The 15,085-nt window shown below is 42.8% G+C and carries 15 protein-coding genes and 2 rRNA genes; 5 read left to right on the top strand and 12 right to left on the bottom strand.

What is annotated here, in order from left to right; translation table 11 throughout:
* Positions 1 to 74 precede the first annotated feature (74 nt).
* The 5 genes from F896_RS16580 to F896_RS16600 form a co-directional block, all read right to left on the bottom strand.
* The gene (locus F896_RS16580) at positions 75 to 905 is read right to left on the bottom strand and encodes an enoyl-CoA hydratase/isomerase family protein (RefSeq protein ID WP_016162548.1); all 831 of its coding nucleotides are present in this window, start codon (positions 903 to 905) and stop codon (positions 75 to 77) included.
* A 10-nt stretch (positions 906 to 915) separates the two neighbouring features.
* Positions 916 to 2,076 carry an acyl-CoA dehydrogenase family protein gene (locus tag F896_RS16585; protein ID WP_016162547.1) on the bottom strand — a complete coding sequence of 387 codons (1,161 nt, stop codon included), beginning with the start codon at positions 2,074 to 2,076 and terminating at the stop codon, positions 916 to 918.
* A gap of 99 nt (positions 2,077 to 2,175) precedes the next feature.
* On the bottom strand, positions 2,176 to 3,789 hold the full coding sequence (locus F896_RS16590; RefSeq protein WP_016162546.1) for an acyl-CoA carboxylase subunit beta: 1,614 nt from the start codon (positions 3,787 to 3,789) through the stop codon (positions 2,176 to 2,178).
* Between the two features lie 2 nt (positions 3,790 to 3,791).
* Positions 3,792 to 4,667: an SDR family oxidoreductase gene (locus tag F896_RS16595; RefSeq protein ID WP_016162545.1), complete on the bottom strand. Its 876-nt coding sequence runs from the start codon at positions 4,665 to 4,667 to the stop codon at positions 3,792 to 3,794.
* 10 nt (positions 4,668 to 4,677) lie between these two features.
* Positions 4,678 to 6,486: an acyclic terpene utilization AtuA family protein gene (locus F896_RS16600; RefSeq protein WP_016162544.1), complete on the bottom strand. Its 1,809-nt coding sequence runs from the start codon at positions 6,484 to 6,486 to the stop codon at positions 4,678 to 4,680.
* Positions 6,487 to 6,681: 195 nt separating this feature from the next.
* Between F896_RS16600 and F896_RS16605 the strand changes: the two genes are divergently transcribed.
* The 5 genes from F896_RS16605 to F896_RS16625 all read left to right on the top strand — a co-directional run bounded on the left by F896_RS16605 (position 6,682) and on the right by F896_RS16625 (position 10,001).
* Entirely contained in the window at positions 6,682 to 7,281 is a 600-nt protein-coding gene (locus tag F896_RS16605) for a TetR/AcrR family transcriptional regulator (RefSeq protein WP_004652564.1), read from the top strand.
* Positions 7,278 to 7,787, top strand: a complete 510-nt coding sequence (locus F896_RS16610; protein ID WP_016162543.1) for a GNAT family N-acetyltransferase — start codon at positions 7,278 to 7,280, stop codon at positions 7,785 to 7,787. The genes F896_RS16605 and F896_RS16610 overlap by 4 nt, the downstream gene beginning before the upstream one ends.
* Positions 7,788 to 7,906: 119 nt before the next feature.
* Complete coding sequence (locus F896_RS16615) at positions 7,907 to 8,524, top strand: DUF6915 family protein (protein ID WP_016162542.1); 618 nt, start codon at positions 7,907 to 7,909, stop codon at positions 8,522 to 8,524.
* A 10-nt stretch (positions 8,525 to 8,534) separates the two neighbouring features.
* Complete coding sequence (locus F896_RS16620; RefSeq protein WP_016162541.1) at positions 8,535 to 9,245, top strand: hypothetical protein; 711 nt, start codon at positions 8,535 to 8,537, stop codon at positions 9,243 to 9,245.
* A gap of 18 nt (positions 9,246 to 9,263) precedes the next feature.
* On the top strand, positions 9,264 to 10,001 hold the full coding sequence (locus tag F896_RS16625) for a hypothetical protein (RefSeq protein ID WP_016162540.1): 738 nt from the start codon (positions 9,264 to 9,266) through the stop codon (positions 9,999 to 10,001).
* A gap of 60 nt (positions 10,002 to 10,061) precedes the next feature.
* On the opposite strand, the gene F896_RS16630 is transcribed toward F896_RS16625, so the two are convergent.
* The 7 genes from F896_RS16630 to F896_RS16660 form a co-directional block, all read right to left on the bottom strand.
* Positions 10,062 to 11,225, bottom strand: coding sequence for an acyl-CoA dehydrogenase family protein (locus F896_RS16630; RefSeq protein ID WP_016162539.1), 1,164 nt, complete (start codon positions 11,223 to 11,225; stop codon positions 10,062 to 10,064).
* Positions 11,226 to 11,357: 132 nt separating this feature from the next.
* Positions 11,358 to 11,921 carry a DUF4256 domain-containing protein gene (locus F896_RS16635; protein WP_016162538.1) on the bottom strand — a complete coding sequence of 188 codons (564 nt, stop codon included), beginning with the start codon at positions 11,919 to 11,921 and terminating at the stop codon, positions 11,358 to 11,360.
* Between the two features lie 22 nt (positions 11,922 to 11,943).
* The gene (locus F896_RS16640; RefSeq protein ID WP_016162537.1) at positions 11,944 to 12,291 is read right to left on the bottom strand and encodes a GFA family protein; all 348 of its coding nucleotides are present in this window, start codon (positions 12,289 to 12,291) and stop codon (positions 11,944 to 11,946) included.
* Between the two features lie 65 nt (positions 12,292 to 12,356).
* Positions 12,357 to 12,752, bottom strand: a complete 396-nt coding sequence (locus tag F896_RS16645) for a hypothetical protein (protein ID WP_016162536.1) — start codon at positions 12,750 to 12,752, stop codon at positions 12,357 to 12,359.
* 86 nt (positions 12,753 to 12,838) lie between these two features.
* Positions 12,839 to 13,231 (bottom strand): putative signal transducing protein, encoded by a 393-nt coding sequence (locus F896_RS16650; RefSeq protein WP_016162535.1) that lies wholly within the window; start codon positions 13,229 to 13,231, stop codon positions 12,839 to 12,841.
* Positions 13,232 to 13,325: 94 nt separating this feature from the next.
* Positions 13,326 to 13,440: ribosomal RNA gene (rrf, locus tag F896_RS16655) — 5S ribosomal RNA — on the bottom strand.
* Positions 13,441 to 13,643: 203 nt separating this feature from the next.
* Positions 13,644 to 15,085: ribosomal RNA gene (locus tag F896_RS16660) — 23S ribosomal RNA — on the bottom strand; the annotation flags it as partial.

The following is a 15,085-nucleotide window of genomic DNA, read 5'->3' as shown; positions in this document are numbered from 1 at the left end:
TATTATTAAATCCCTCTCGATCCGCCTTTTGAAGGGGGAGCCCCTCCTTTAGTAAAGAGGGCTTGGGGGAGATTTCAGTCAAACCAACTCGGATTACGTTTTTGGATAAAGGCGATGGTTCCTTCTTGCCCTTCTGCGCCACCGACTGCCTGAGCAAACTGTTGTGCGGCATTATCCAAAAGCTGCTCTAAAGGCTCATTCAACGTCCGATGTAATAAAGCTTTGGTGGCGCGAGAAGCCAACGGCGCAGCACGTTTAATCTGTTGAATGGTATCCATAAGCTGTTGCTCTAATTCATCATCATCTTGAGCAACTTGATGAACGACACCTAAGTCCACAGCCGTCTTGCCATCAAAACGTAAACCTAATAATGCCAAACGGCGGGCTTGGGTCAAACCAATTCGCTTCACCACAAAAGGCGCAATCTGTGCAGGCAAAATACCTAAACCTGTTTCAGGTAGACCAAACTGAGCGGTAACACGGCTGATGGCAATATCTGAAACACAAGCTAGACCAAAACCACCACCGAGTACCGCTCCTTCTAAAACCGCCACGACGGTTTGCGGCGCTTGATCTACTTGTTCAAGCATGGCCCCAAAACTGCGGTTAAAATCAACATAGGGCTGCAAGCTACCGCTATTGGCAGCTTCAACGCGTAACCCCGCCATATCCTTGATATCGCCGCCTGCACAAAAATGCCCGCCTTGACCACGTAAAACCACAGCGCGAATAGAGACATCATCGGCAATCTGACTAAACACCTGTTGAATGGCAGTGACCATATTCAAACTCATGGCATTACGGCTTGCAGGACGATTCAGCCATAGCGTTAAAATGCCACCTTGCTGTTCGAGCTGAATGCTGTCATCTAACGCTAAGCCTGTAAGAGAAGTTGCAACTGTCATGCTTCTGCTCCTAGTTTTTCTGTTTCTTCGGCAAAATATCGGTGAGCTTACAAATGATTCCTAACATAATTTCATCTGCACCGCCGCCAATCGAACCTAAACGGCCATCACGGAACAATTGCGATGCAGGGTTATCCCACATAAAGCCATTACCGCCCCAATATTGCAGGCAGCTATCTGCCACTTCACGGCTTAAACGCCCTGCTTTCAACTTCGCCATTGAAGCCATTAAGGTGACATCTTCACCCGCAATATGCTGTTCACAGGCTTGAAGGGTTAAGGCTTTTAATGCCGCAACTTCTGTCATCAGTTCAGCAAACCGAAAATGTACATATTGGTTATGAATTAAAGGCTGACCAAAAGTGGTTCGTTCTCTAGTGTAATCAATGGTTTGCTGAATGACTTTTTCCATCCCACCCACTGCATTGATACAGGCCCACATACGTTCCTCTTGGAACTGCATCATTTGCATCATAAAGCCCATACCTTCCACCCCAACCAAATTACGTTGTGGTACACGCACATTATCAAAGTAGACTTGTGCAGTTGTGGTTGAGCGCATCCCCAATTTGTTCAATGGTTCTGAGAAGCTGATCCCTGCCGTTTTTGCAGGAACAATAATCATGGATTTATTGACGTGTGGCTTGTCGTCAGAGGTATTGGCAAGTAAACAGAAGAAATCAGCTTGCAATGAGTTGGTGATCCACATCTTGCTGCCATTAATCACATAGTCATCACCATCTTTTTTTGCTGTGGTTTTGATGGCTGCGACGTCAGAACCTGCATGCACTTCCGAAACCGCAATTGATGCGACATATTCACCACGAATGGCCGGGTTTAAAAATTCATCGCGTAGCTCTTTGCTACCAAAACGTGCCAGTGCAGGCGTTGCCATATCGGTTTGCACGCCAATCGCCAGTGGTACACCCCCACACGCAGCACGACCTAATTCTTCGGCCACCACAAGGTTGTACGAATAGTCGAGTCCTAAACCACCATTCTCCTCAGGCTTACAAATCCCCAATAAACCCAAGTCCCCCATTTTCTTGAATACATCATGAATCGGAAAACGGCCCGCTTCTTCCCAGTCTGGAATAAAAGGGTTCAGCTCATTTTCAACAAACTGACGTGTGGTACGGCGTAAAGCATCGTGTTCTGCGGTAAATTTCATTGTTTTTTTCCTTAAATTTAATCTCGTAAATCCCTCCCAACCTCCCTTTTGAAAAGGGAGGGGTCTCCCTCTTTTTAAAGAGGGGTTAGGGGAGATTTCTTAAAATCTCGACACACCAAAACGCGTTGGATTTAACTCACGTTGTTGTGCTTCATAAATGGTTTGTAATAAAAAGATCAATACCTTCCGGGTATCTCTTGGATCGATGATGCCATCGTCATGCAGCATTGCGGTATTGAATAAAGCCGTCGACTGCTGTTCCAGTTTCATCGCCGTACTTTGTTCCAAGAAATCCAGCATCTGCGGATTCGGTTCCATCCCCGAAGCTTTTTGTTTACCCTCAGCCACGATACGCAAGACTTTGCCTGCTTGTGCTGCACCCATCACTGCTACATGTGAATTTGGCCATGCAAAGATAAATTGCGGGGACAAACTACGGCCACACATGGCATAGTTACCTGCGCCATAAGAGCCTGCCACCACAATCGAGATCTTGGGTACTGTCGCATTGGCCACTGCTTGGATCAGCTTGGAACCATGCTTGATAATCCCGTTCTGCTCGGCATCGGTTCCGACCATAAAACCGGTGGTGTTATGCAGAAATAAAAGCGGCCGTTGGGTCTGTTCACATAAATGAATAAACTGTGCTGCTTTGGCTGCCCCTTGTGGGGTAATCGGCCCATTATTGGTAATAATGCCAATATGTAGTCCGCCCACTTTGGACCAACCACAAACAGTTAAGGCATCATATTCCTGCTTAAATTCGAGAAAATCCGAATCATCAATGATCCGTGCAATGATGTCTTTCATATCAAATGGTTGCTTTGGATCTTGCGGAACAATCCCTAACAACTCTTCAGCAGCATAACGTGGTTCTTTATAATTATGAGTGGATTGTGCGGTTTGTTCTTTCCAATTCAGATGTTCAAAAATCTCACGGGCTAAACGAATACCATCTGCATCATTTTCAGCTAGATATTCTGCCACACCAGAAACTTGAGTATGCATTTCTGCCCCACCCAACTCTTCCGCAGTCGCCACTTCCCCTGTTGCTGCCAATAACAAGGGTGGGCCAGCCAACAGCATTTCTGTTTGCTTGCGTACTGCAATCACATAGTCAGACAGCCCCGGTTGATAAGCACCACCCGCGGTTGCATTGCCATGCACCACTGCCACTTGTGGAATTCCAGCTGCAGATAAGCGTGCCTGATTGGCAAAAGTCATACCGCCATAGGTAAATACTTCAGCCGCATAGTTCAGGTTTGCGCCACCACTTTCGGTCAACGTCACCATTGGCAGCTTTTGTTCTAATGCAATCTTTTGCAGGCGTAGGGTTTTATGCACCCCCATGGGTGACATGGTGCCGCCTTTGATCGCACTGTTACTGGCCGAGACCAACGCACGTACCCCACTGACAAAACCAATGCCAGCAATCACACCACCGCCAGCTTCGGAACCATCTTTATCGTCATGCATGTTGTAGCCAACCAAGCCACACAACTCAACAAAAGGTGAGTCAGCATCTAACAGTAAGCGAATACGTTCATGCGGTAAGATTTTCCCTTTCTTATCAAACTTGGGTTTTGCCGCATAAGACTTATCAATGCTTTTTTGCTGCACCGCACGAACTTCAGCTAACTGTGTTAATAACGCCTCTCGATTTTGCTCATATTGCTCACCACCCACTGTAATCTCAGATTGGAGAATACTCATATTTATTCTCCATCAGTTTTGAATATGTCAGGAATAAAAGCACGATGGAAACCATTAAAGGCTTCATTATTGGTCGCGTCTGCCAATGGATACATGCGTGTACCTTGTGAAGCAGCCCCATCAATACGGAGGGTAACACCCGATACAAAAGCCGCTGCATCAGAAAGTAGATAACAAATCGCTGAAGAGATTTCTGATTCTGTGCCCATACGTTTTAACGGAACATTACTCGCCAAACTTGGAATGATCACTTTGGCAAAATCACCACTGTAGTTGTCCATACCCGAAGAAATAATCCAACCTGGCGCAACCGCGTTGACACGTACCCCAGATTTCCCCCATTCTACTGAAGCAGTTTTGGTTAGGTTATCAACACCTGAACGCGCTGCACCTGAATGCCCCATACCCGGCATACCACCCCACATATCGGCGGTCATGTTGACAATGCTACCGCCATGTTTTGCCATCCACTGGTTATAGGCTTCACGCATCAAGTAAAAAGTTGAATGCAGGTTATTACGGACCACAGCATCAAAACCATTGGCAGAAATATTCTCTAATGCAGAAGGAAATTGTCCACCGGCGTTATTGACTAAACCATCGAGCTTGCCAAATTTTTCAAGCACTTCAGCAATCATATTTTTAACTTGTTCTTCATCACGGTTATCACAGACGATGAAATGGACTTTGCCACCATCTTCTAGAATTTCTTGACTGACTTTTTCCAGTTTTTCAACTTTTCGGCCTGTAATCACCACTTGTGCGCCTAAAGAAGCCAACTCATGTGCAGTACAACGGCCAATACCAGAACCACCACCTGTGACGATCACCACTTTGTCAGCAAATGCATCTGCCCTGAAAATTGATTGATAACTCATGTTTATATCCTTAATATTTTTCTAACAGTTGTGCGGGCACTTTCACTGGCATATCTAATAATTGCTGTGCAAAAGCTTTACCTTGTGGATCAATCCGTAAGCTGGCAATCCCACCACCGCCCAATGCATTTTCCAACATGAAATTCAGTGCATGCATGGCAGGCAGTTCATAACGAATCACTTTTGATTTCTCTGGATCAAGAACATGCTGCATATACGCTGCGACATTGGCTTCAGTCAGTGCCGCACGAATCCACAGTAAATATTCAGCCTTGCGTGCAATCACTCCAATATTGCTATGATTTCCCTTATCGCCACTGCGTGCATGTGCAACCTCAACTAAAGGAACTTCAATTTCATCACCTTGATATACGGCCACTTCACCAACAAGATGCTGCACATAGTCCTGTGAAGCTTGCCCAACAGGGATCTGAACGGGATAACGCTGTCCTGCAAAATCGACTTCGACTTTTAATTGATCTTTATCAATCAAGAATGAAAATAATTTCACCACTGCCGATGCTTTAGGACGCCCTCCGACAATCCCTGCCAACGCAGGTGCCATACCTGTGGAGGCTTGGGCAATTTCAGAAGCAAAGAACATACAAGCTTCTTTAAACAGATGCTTTACCGCAATCTTCACCACCACTTCACGACTGTCTTGAATTCGGGCATGTGCACCATAAGTACTTTCAATACCTAGAATCTCAACCGACTTTTCACTAAACGGAGGAACTGAACGCAGTGCCAGAACTCGTTCACATTTGTTGATAATGGCATCAGCAATCACTTGGGCTTTTTCTGGTGCTTCACGACCTGCGATCAAGAAACTGACTAGAACTCGATAACCATCGGCATAGGTTGCGCTAACTTTATATTGCTGAGTTGGCGCACGACCTGCGGCACCTGTCACTTTGACCCGATGTTCTGCCACTTGTTCTAAATGTACTTGGCTAAAATCAGCGCTCACATCAGGTAAAAGATAGGCCTGTGGATTGCCAATTTCATAGACAATCTGCTCTGCTACCGTCGCAGTTGAAACCAAGCCACCCGTCCCTTGCGGCTTGGTCACGATAAATGAAGCATCGGCGCTGACTTCTACGATCGGAAACCCCATATTGTCAAAACCTTGAACTAGGCGCCAATCGGTAAAGTTTCCACCTGTACATTGTGCACCACATTCAATCACATGCCCTGCCAATGACCCTTGTGCCAACTTGTCATAATCATCGAGTGACCATTTGTATTCATGCAGCAAAGGGGCCAGTACAACCGCTGAATCGACCACACGGCCTGTAATCACAATATCTGCGCCTAAATCGAGAGCATCACGAATCGCAACAGCGCCGAGATAGGCATTACTACTGGCAACATGTGCAGGCAAGGCATCGCCATTAAACATTTCCTGAATATTTTGGGTGAGTAATTCAGCATGCTTCGGCAATACATCATCCCCTAACACCACAGCAACTTTTAAATCTAAGCCTTTTTCATCAATAATTTTCTGTAGGGCATCACGGCAAGCCAGTGGGTTTACCCCACCCGCATTGCTAATCACTTTTATTTTTTTCTCAGCAATTTTATTGATCAGTGGTGACATCACTCGACTGACAAAATCCAGCGCATAACCATGATTTGGATCAATCATCATCGCCTTGGCCATAATCGACATGGTGATTTCTGACAGATAATCAAAGACTAGATAATCAATATCACTCAGATGCACCAACTGAAATGCAGCAGTATTGGTATCGCCCCAGAAGCCTGATGCACACCCGATTTTGACTACCCTCTGGTCATCCTGTTTGACAGTTGTCATGCGCTTTCTCATTGTTATTGCTAAAAACGCCTTAACATTACCAAGCAAGTGCTTGGTTTGTAAAGTACATAATGCTATGCTGTATTAGCAAAAATAGACAAACTCAAGCAAATGCTTGTTATAAAAAGATAAGACAACGCATCAAATGAATTTTGTTACAATACAGTTTGGATTAAACGGGATAGACGGATAGGCATGATCGCAACTTCAATTGAGCAAATACCCAAGATTGTTTGTTTTGATGACAGTCCACGTGGACGTTTACTGCAAGGTGCTGCCTATCTGTTTTATAAGCAAGGTTATGACAAAACTACGGTTCGTCAACTCGGTGAATTTATTGGTATTCAATCGGGCAGCCTGTTTCATCACTTTAAAAGCAAAGATGAAATCCTGGCGACAGTGATGGAACAAACCATCATTTATAACTTTGCTCGTTTAAAAGAAGCTGCCGAACGCTCAACCGATCCTGAACAACAATTACGTCATCTCATCAAAGCTGAATTACTTTCCATTGCTGGCGATACGGGTGCAGCGATGGCTGTACTGGTACATGAATGGTTTGCGCTTTCCAAAGAGAAGCAAGACTACCTTCTAAAAATGCGTAATGAATATGAGCAAGTATGGTTGGATGTGATTGAAAAATTACGTGCTCAAGGCAAAGTGAAACACGATGCTTTTATTTGGCGTCGCTTGCTCGGTGGCTCGATTTCTTGGACAGTGACGTGGTACAGGCCTGAAGGTAAAGTCAAAATTGATGAATTGACTGAAATGGTTTGGGAAATGGCGGTTAAATGAGTGCTATCTATTTGCGTAAGCCTCAACTCAGCGATTTAGCTGCAATCAAACAGGCCTACCAAAATAGTATTCAACTCCATCAACCGTGGACCTACCCACCAACGGATTTTGAACAATATCTCGCACAAGAACATCGTTATTTTGTCTGCTTGAAAGAAAATCATGCCATTGTCGGAACCTTCAATATCTCGAATATCATTCGTGGTTATTTCCATTCTGCCTATTTAGGTTATGAAGCCTTTTCTCCTTATGCAGGTCATGGATATATGCGACAAGGTCTGCAACTGGTTTTACACGAAGCATTTCAAACTCTCAATCTGCATCGACTAGAAGCCAATATCCAACCAGATAATCTGCCCTCTATTCGCCTTGTATCAAATGCAGGTTTTATAAAAGAAGGCTTCTCCCGCCAGTACCTACGAGTAGGTGGAAAAGAATGGAAAGATCATGAACGTTGGGCAATCTTAAATGCAGATTGGACAGATAAGAAATATCAAGCATTCTAAAAAATTGATTCCAATTTAAGCACGACACAGCTTATCGCTCACGTCTATTTATCTATATTCGTTATATCAGAAAGCTGCTATTGTTCTTAAACATCAAACGATTATAAGAATTAGTAAAAATGAATCCAGTACAACATGCCAATATTTCGGTGAAACGTCGTGGGGGCGAGCTTGAAGATTATATTGATATTCATGCTCTAATCGACAGCACCAAAATGTTGTGTACCGACAATCGCCATCGTATCTTGCATACCTTTTGGGGTGTTCAGGAGGTCATTATTCCGATCTTTGGACATCATTTCGAAAATAGTGCAGGCAGAAGTATCGAGGTTAAAGACCTCTGTGAAAAAGATCACCTATTGGTTGATTTCCATCATCGCTTTATTCCAACTTTAAGTGATTTTGTTGCAGCGATGCAGGATATCCCTACAGATGGGTTAGCAAAACGCCTAGAGAAATTCCATACTGATGTGATTAATGATCCAAAGCTGTCAGCAACACTACTCTCTCCATTATCGGTGACTGGACAATTAAAGTCGTTACTGATCACCCACAATAGTTGGTTTATCAATACAATTCTTCCCATGATGGGAAAAAGTGAAGCCAAATTTATTGATTTTGATATTCGTCCTGATTTCTTTTTCAATCCGATGCGTTTTGAACTCTGGATGGATAATGGCATGGCTGTGCCACCTAGTGCAGCTAAGCTGCAAGAATTAAAAACTAAAATTGCTTAGGGCCCTAGAAATGGAACCAGAAAAAATATATGCAATTCGACATTTATCATATTCATATAACGATGAATATTTTTCATCATATCTTTATGAAAGATGGCATCAAGGACATATGGCAGCTTTATTTGAAAATAAAGAAGCCGCCATTCAAGAATGGAAACAACTCGAATATAAATTTAGTCATAAAGTCAACTTTCAGAATATTATTGAATGTAGTCAACAACATGACTTTTATGGTAAGGAAAAAATTTTAGCTCAAATGTCAGTAGATGAATTATTTAACATACTGAACCAACTCGACAATTGCGTTTATGCTGTATTTGAATATCCAAAGCAACTCAAACAACAAGTCTTTTTTGATATTTATCAAAATGAATATCGAGTCTGCTATGGAACAACAGAATATGACATTCAGGAAAATAACTTTCTACAAGCCAATTTTATAGAAAATGATCATTTACTGTCAGCAGTTTCGCCCTCTGCTTCAAGTGCTATTTATAGAGATATTGAGTTGGTTGGTAGCCTAGCTGATTTTAGTGATTCACCTTTACTACTAGAACGACTCATTCAAGATCATCCTGATATTAAATACAATCATTCTTGTTTAGTAATTAAACCTAACGCGCTTTCAAGTATCAATCCTTTACTCAAAAATCCAATTGAGATGCGTTATCTGACAATAGAAGAAATTTATCAACTAGAAAAATCTCTCAATCAAGCTTAGTGAAAAGGAATAGAAGAAATGAGCAATATCCAATACGTGATTCGTCAAAATGATTTTGCATACAATGATGAATGGCATCTGACCAACTGTGTTTCCACTGGGGCAATCAAACAGATTTATACAGATAAAGCTGAAGCAGAAAAGGCATACAAAACCTTAGTCGTTGAAGGCTTATATTATGATGAACTCTGTAACTATGACATCGGCAATGGCGAAGTAGATGATGAAATCTACGAAAAACTTGAAGCTTTGGTATTAGAAAAAACAGGCAAAAAGTTTGATATCGAAGATGGTGAAATTCCAAAGCTGAATGAAGACGATGCTTTCGAATTTGCCCAAATTTCAGGGATCGTCTGGTATCAACTCTTAGAAATCGATGCGACACAACCTTGTTATGTGCTTTGGATCAATTCAGAAGAAGATTATTTTTCTGGCTATGAGACTGGCAGCATTATTTCTAGTCAAGATGAGAACTTTAGCGATGTTATGTGGGAATCCAATATTTATGCGATGGACTATGAGTTCGAAGCCCTGATGGATAAGCCACTTGCTGAGTTAAGCGATAGCCCTTTGTTATTCAAACAGTTTATCGAGCAAACTGCGGATATTCGTTACAATACTGAAAAAGATAGTATTGAAGGTATCGCACTCGACAATATAAAATTCATTGATATCAAAGCACTAAATTCATTTTTAAAACAACCCATCTTTGAAATCCGTCAGATTTCTTTAGAAGAGTTGGCTGAACTCGAATAAATTTCAAAATGAAAAAAGTGCGGTGTTTTGACCGCACTTTTAATGAGCAACGGAATAAGTTTAATACCCTAACTGCTTACTAATTAAATCCTTCATAATTTCTTCTGCACCACCGCCAATCATATTCACCTTCACTTCACGATAAATGCGTTCAGATTTAGTACCACGCATAAAGCCCATCCCCCCGAGTGTCTGCACTGCAGCATCGGCACAGAATTGCATGGTTTGAGTAGCGACATTCTTCAACATACAGATCTGGGCAATCAGTTCACTGCCTTGCAATTCAGGCTTGCCTAAACGATAAGCAGTATCCTCGAGTAAAGCACGGGTTGCAGTCAGACGCGTAGCCATGTCCACCAGCTTATGACGCATGACCTGATGATCGACTAAACGCTTACCAAAGGTTTGGCGTTGCTGTGCCCAATCCAATGCCTCCTCATAACAAGTCAAGGCAAAACCATAACTACTTGCCGCAAGGAAAAAACGTTCCATATTGAAGTTATTCATAATCACCAGAAAACCCATATTTTCTGGACCTAATAAATGGCTAGCAGGCACTTTGACATTATCAAAATGCAGATGTGCCGTATCAGATGCCCACCATCCCATCTTATCCAGTTTGGTTTTACTGATTCCTGCACTATGCGCATCTATGAGAAGCATTGAAATACCATTTGCCCCTTTCGCATTCGGATCAGTACGTACTGCCACTGAATAATAATCTGCTCGCATTCCTGAAGTGATAAAGGTCTTTTCACCACTCACTAGAAAATAATCACCGTCACGTACAGCCTTGGTTTTAAGCGAAGCCACATCTGAACCACCGCCCGGCTCAGTAATCGCCAGTGCCGAGATTTTTTCACCTGATAAAATCTGAGGCAGCACTTGAGCTTTAACCTCTTCGTTGGCAAAGTGCTGAATTGGTGGCGCACCAATGGTATGTGACAGTAAAGAGGCTGCTAAGCCACCTGAAGCACATTTTGCGATCTCAATAGAAGATAACAGCGTATAAAATGCATCCGTACCTGCAATCCCACCATACTGCTCTTCAAAACCTAATCCCAACAAACCAATATCTGCTGCTTTTTTATACAGATCTCGCGGAAAGGTTTCTCTTTCATCCCATTCATTAATAAAAGGTGAAATTTCCTTTTCAACAAAACGTCGAATACTCTTGGCAAATTCAAGATGCTGCTCGTTATAGTACAAAGGATTAAGGTGCATATTCTGCTTCCTAGCAATTATTGATCATTGTTTATTGAATGAGCACTAAAGTAGCAAAACCCGAAAAACCAAGCAAGCGCTTGGCATAATTAAAGATTAAAAAATATGTCAAAGGGCGATCGAATCACAAAACTATATTTTTAATCGACCACGAAACCCACGGGTCGCATAATAAGATTGAGCGCCATTGTGATAGGTAAAGACGCGGCCATAGCGGCTATCACAAAAAATTGCACCGCCCAATTTACGCACATCGTCTGGGGTTGTTACCCAACTTGAGGTTTTTAAATCAAAATGTTCAACCGCCTGTAACTGCTTATATTGCTCTTCTGTGAGCAATTCAACTCCCATGGCTGCGGCCACATCGACCGCATTATTTTCAGGCTTATGTTCTTTACGAGCATCTAAAGCAGCACGATCATAACAAAGGCTTCTACGTCCTTTTGGGGTTTCTACAGCACAATCATAAAAGATAATTTCTGATGATTTTGAATCAAATGAAACAATATCTGGTTCTCCACCAGTCTCTTCCATTTGATTCAATACCCATAGCTTTTCAGGGTTCTGTTTCAACTGATCTTCGATATCCACCCAATTCAAACCGTGATGCCGATGTATATTGGCTTCAAAACGCTTTTTTAATATATCTAACAATACAATCGTCTGTTCAGCATCTAACTGCTTTTTCTTGGTCATTTTTATTCTCTAAATTTGAGTGTCAAACCGAACGGCCATCAAAATGATTAATTTTGAGGCTTTCCAAATCTAAATTTTCGATACATCTTATATTAATGGCATACATCTGATTGCCTTTTGGGTCAATACCTGTTGCATAAGGATGAATACCACAGATCTTACAAAAATGATGATCGATCACATGCTTATTAAATTGGTAACTAGTTAAAGTATCTGCTTGAACTGAAATATCAACTTTATCTGTAGGCAAGAACCACAATAAAGAACCTTTTCTTTGGCAAATCGAGCAATTGCATGACATTGCTTCAGTCAAATCACCTTGCGCAACAAAGGTGATTTTTCCACAATGACAACTTCCTTTATATTCCATCTTATTTTCCTTTTTATAATGTCCTACCGTATTAGACAAAGCTGTTTAAGTGATGTCCACTTAATTTAGTTATTTCTTTCGTGATAAGAAAATGTAAGTTGATATCGCCATTGATATTCAAGTCGAGCCAAAATACCTACAAAGACAGCCTCTCCAGCAATATGGAGTACCGCAAAGATTGTCATTTCCTGCCAGAATTTCCAAAGCATAATCAGACAAACCAAGACCCAGATGCTATTTGCAATCACCAAGATGTTGACGAGGAATATTGAACGTTTTTTATAATTGGCTAATATAAATGAATAACATGCGTATAAAAGATTTACACAACCCACAAAAACGATAATCGCCTTGGGTAAATGATAGAGTTGACTTAACCATTGTGCAGCAAGTAATACGATCAACCCCGCAAATGTGGCCGCAGTACAATCTATCCATAAAATATGCTTGGCAATCTTCATTATTTAAATGCTCTTTTTATTGTAATTTGAACATAAGCCAATCATTCTTGATTTAAAAGCATCTTGCAACTTTCTTTGATAAAGCACTAACTCCAGAAATGTTCGCACTGCCGACACTTCGTTCCATTTTTATACGAAAAGAGCGGAAAACCAAGCAATAGAAATACCACATAAGCGGGCCGTTTACCTTCTGTATAAGGTTGTATATCGGTACTGCCACACTTAGGGCAGCTTTCACTTGCTCCAAATTGTTGTTCTAATTCTTGGCTAAAATCTTGAGCAAGTAATGCTTTAGCTTCTTCTGCATAGCCTTCAGGAACTAACAGTCGCACACCACCTAAAGCATTGGAGTAAAGCCAATCCATATTAATGGTATGTTCATTTTCAATACGTGCTGGAATTTCAGCTGCTTCCAATTGCGTTTTGGCAATCTGAGCTTCATAAGGAAATGAAAAGCTTTGTACCACGATCCAACTCATATGAGAAAGCTCTTAAATAAAGATTCCAGTATATAAATTTTTTGACAATAAAAAACACCCCCAACCGTTAGGTTGGGGGTGTTTAGTATTTAAAAGCTGGCGATGACTTACTCTCACATGGCAAGTGCCACACTACCATCAGCGCTAAGAGGTTTCACTTCTGAGTTCGGGAAGGGATCAGGTGGTTCACTCTTGCTATTGTCGCCAGCAAACTGTTGTGGTGCTTTCGGGTCTTAATCACGATGTATTGTCGTATGCCTTACTTACGGTCCAAAGAGTTATTAACGGATTAGATAATTGGTCTGTATTGTAACTAGTTTATTCACTAAATCAAGTTCAATCAGTTGTTTTCACTTCTGACTGTTTGGTTTTGAATCGAATTGAGCTTTATATACAACTGCTTGGGTGTTGTATAGTCAAGCCTCACGAGCAATTAGTATTGGTCAGCTTCACACGTCACCGTGCTTCCACACCCAACCTATCAACGTCCTAGTCTCGAACGGCTCTTTAGAGGAATAAATTCCTAGGGAAATCTTATCTTGAGGTAGGCTTCCCGCTTAGATGCTTTCAGCGGTTATCCCTTCCGAACATAGCTACCCGGCGATGCGACTGGCGTCACAACCGGTACACCAGAGGTTCGTCCACTCTGGTCCTCTCGTACTAGGAGCAGATCCTCTCAAATTTCCAGCGCCCACGGTAGATAGGGACCGAACTGTCTCACGACGTTCTAAACCCAGCTCGCGTACCTCTTTAAATGGCGAACAGCCATACCCTTGGGACCTGCTTCAGCCCCAGGATGAGATGAGCCGACATCGAGGTGCCAAACACCGCCGTCGATATGAACTCTTGGGCGGTATCAGCCTGTTATCCCCAGAGTACCTTTTATCCGTTGAGCGATGGCCCTTCCATACAGAACCACCGGATCACTAAGACCTACTTTCGTACCTGCTCGACTTGTGGGTCTCGCAGTTAAGCGCGCTTTTGCCTTTATACTCTACGCGTGATTTCCGACCACGCTGAGCGCACCTTCGTACTCCTCCGTTACTCTTTAGGAGGAGACCGCCCCAGTCAAACTACCCACCAGACATGGTCCTCGCCCCGGATTACGGGGCAGAGTTAGAACCTCAACATTACCAGGGTGGTATTTCAAGGACGGCTCCATTAGAACTAGCGTTCTAACTTCAAAGCCTCCCACCTATCCTACACAAGTAAGGTCAAAGTTCAATGTCAAGCTGCAGTAAAGGTTCACGGGGTCTTTCCGTCTAGCCGCGGGTACACTGCATCTTCACAGCGATTTCGATTTCACTGAGCCTCTGCTGGAGACAGCGCCGCCATCATTATGCCATTCGTGCAGGTCGGAACTTACCCGACAAGGAATTTCGCTACCTTAGGACCGTTATAGTTACGGCCGCCGTTTACTGGGGCTTCGATCAAGAGCTTCGCTTACGCTAACCCCATCAATTAACCTTCCAGCACCGGGCAGGCATCACACCCTATACGTCCACTTTCGTGTTTGCAGAGTGCTATGTTTTTAATAAACAGTTGCAGCGGCCTGGTTTCTGTGGCTGCCAATAGCTCAGGGAGCAAGTCCCATCACCGTCAGCAGCGTACCTTCTCCCGAAGTTACGGTACCATTTTGCCTAGTTCCTTCAGCAGAGTTCTCTCAAGCGCTTTGGTCTACTCGACCTGACCACCTGTGTCGGTTTCGGGTACGATTCCTGTGTAACTGAAGCTTAGAGACTTTTCCTGGAAGCATGGTATCAGCCACTTCACTGTACAAGTACAGCTTGCTATCAGTTCTCAGCATAGAGTACCCCGGATTTGCCTAAGATACATGCCTACAACCTTCCACCT

The organism is Acinetobacter genomosp. 15BJ (assembly GCF_000400715.1).
Classification (GTDB): domain Bacteria; phylum Pseudomonadota; class Gammaproteobacteria; order Pseudomonadales; family Moraxellaceae; genus Acinetobacter.
Note: the sequence above shows the minus strand (reverse complement) of the source record. Positions and strands in the feature narration are given on the sequence as shown.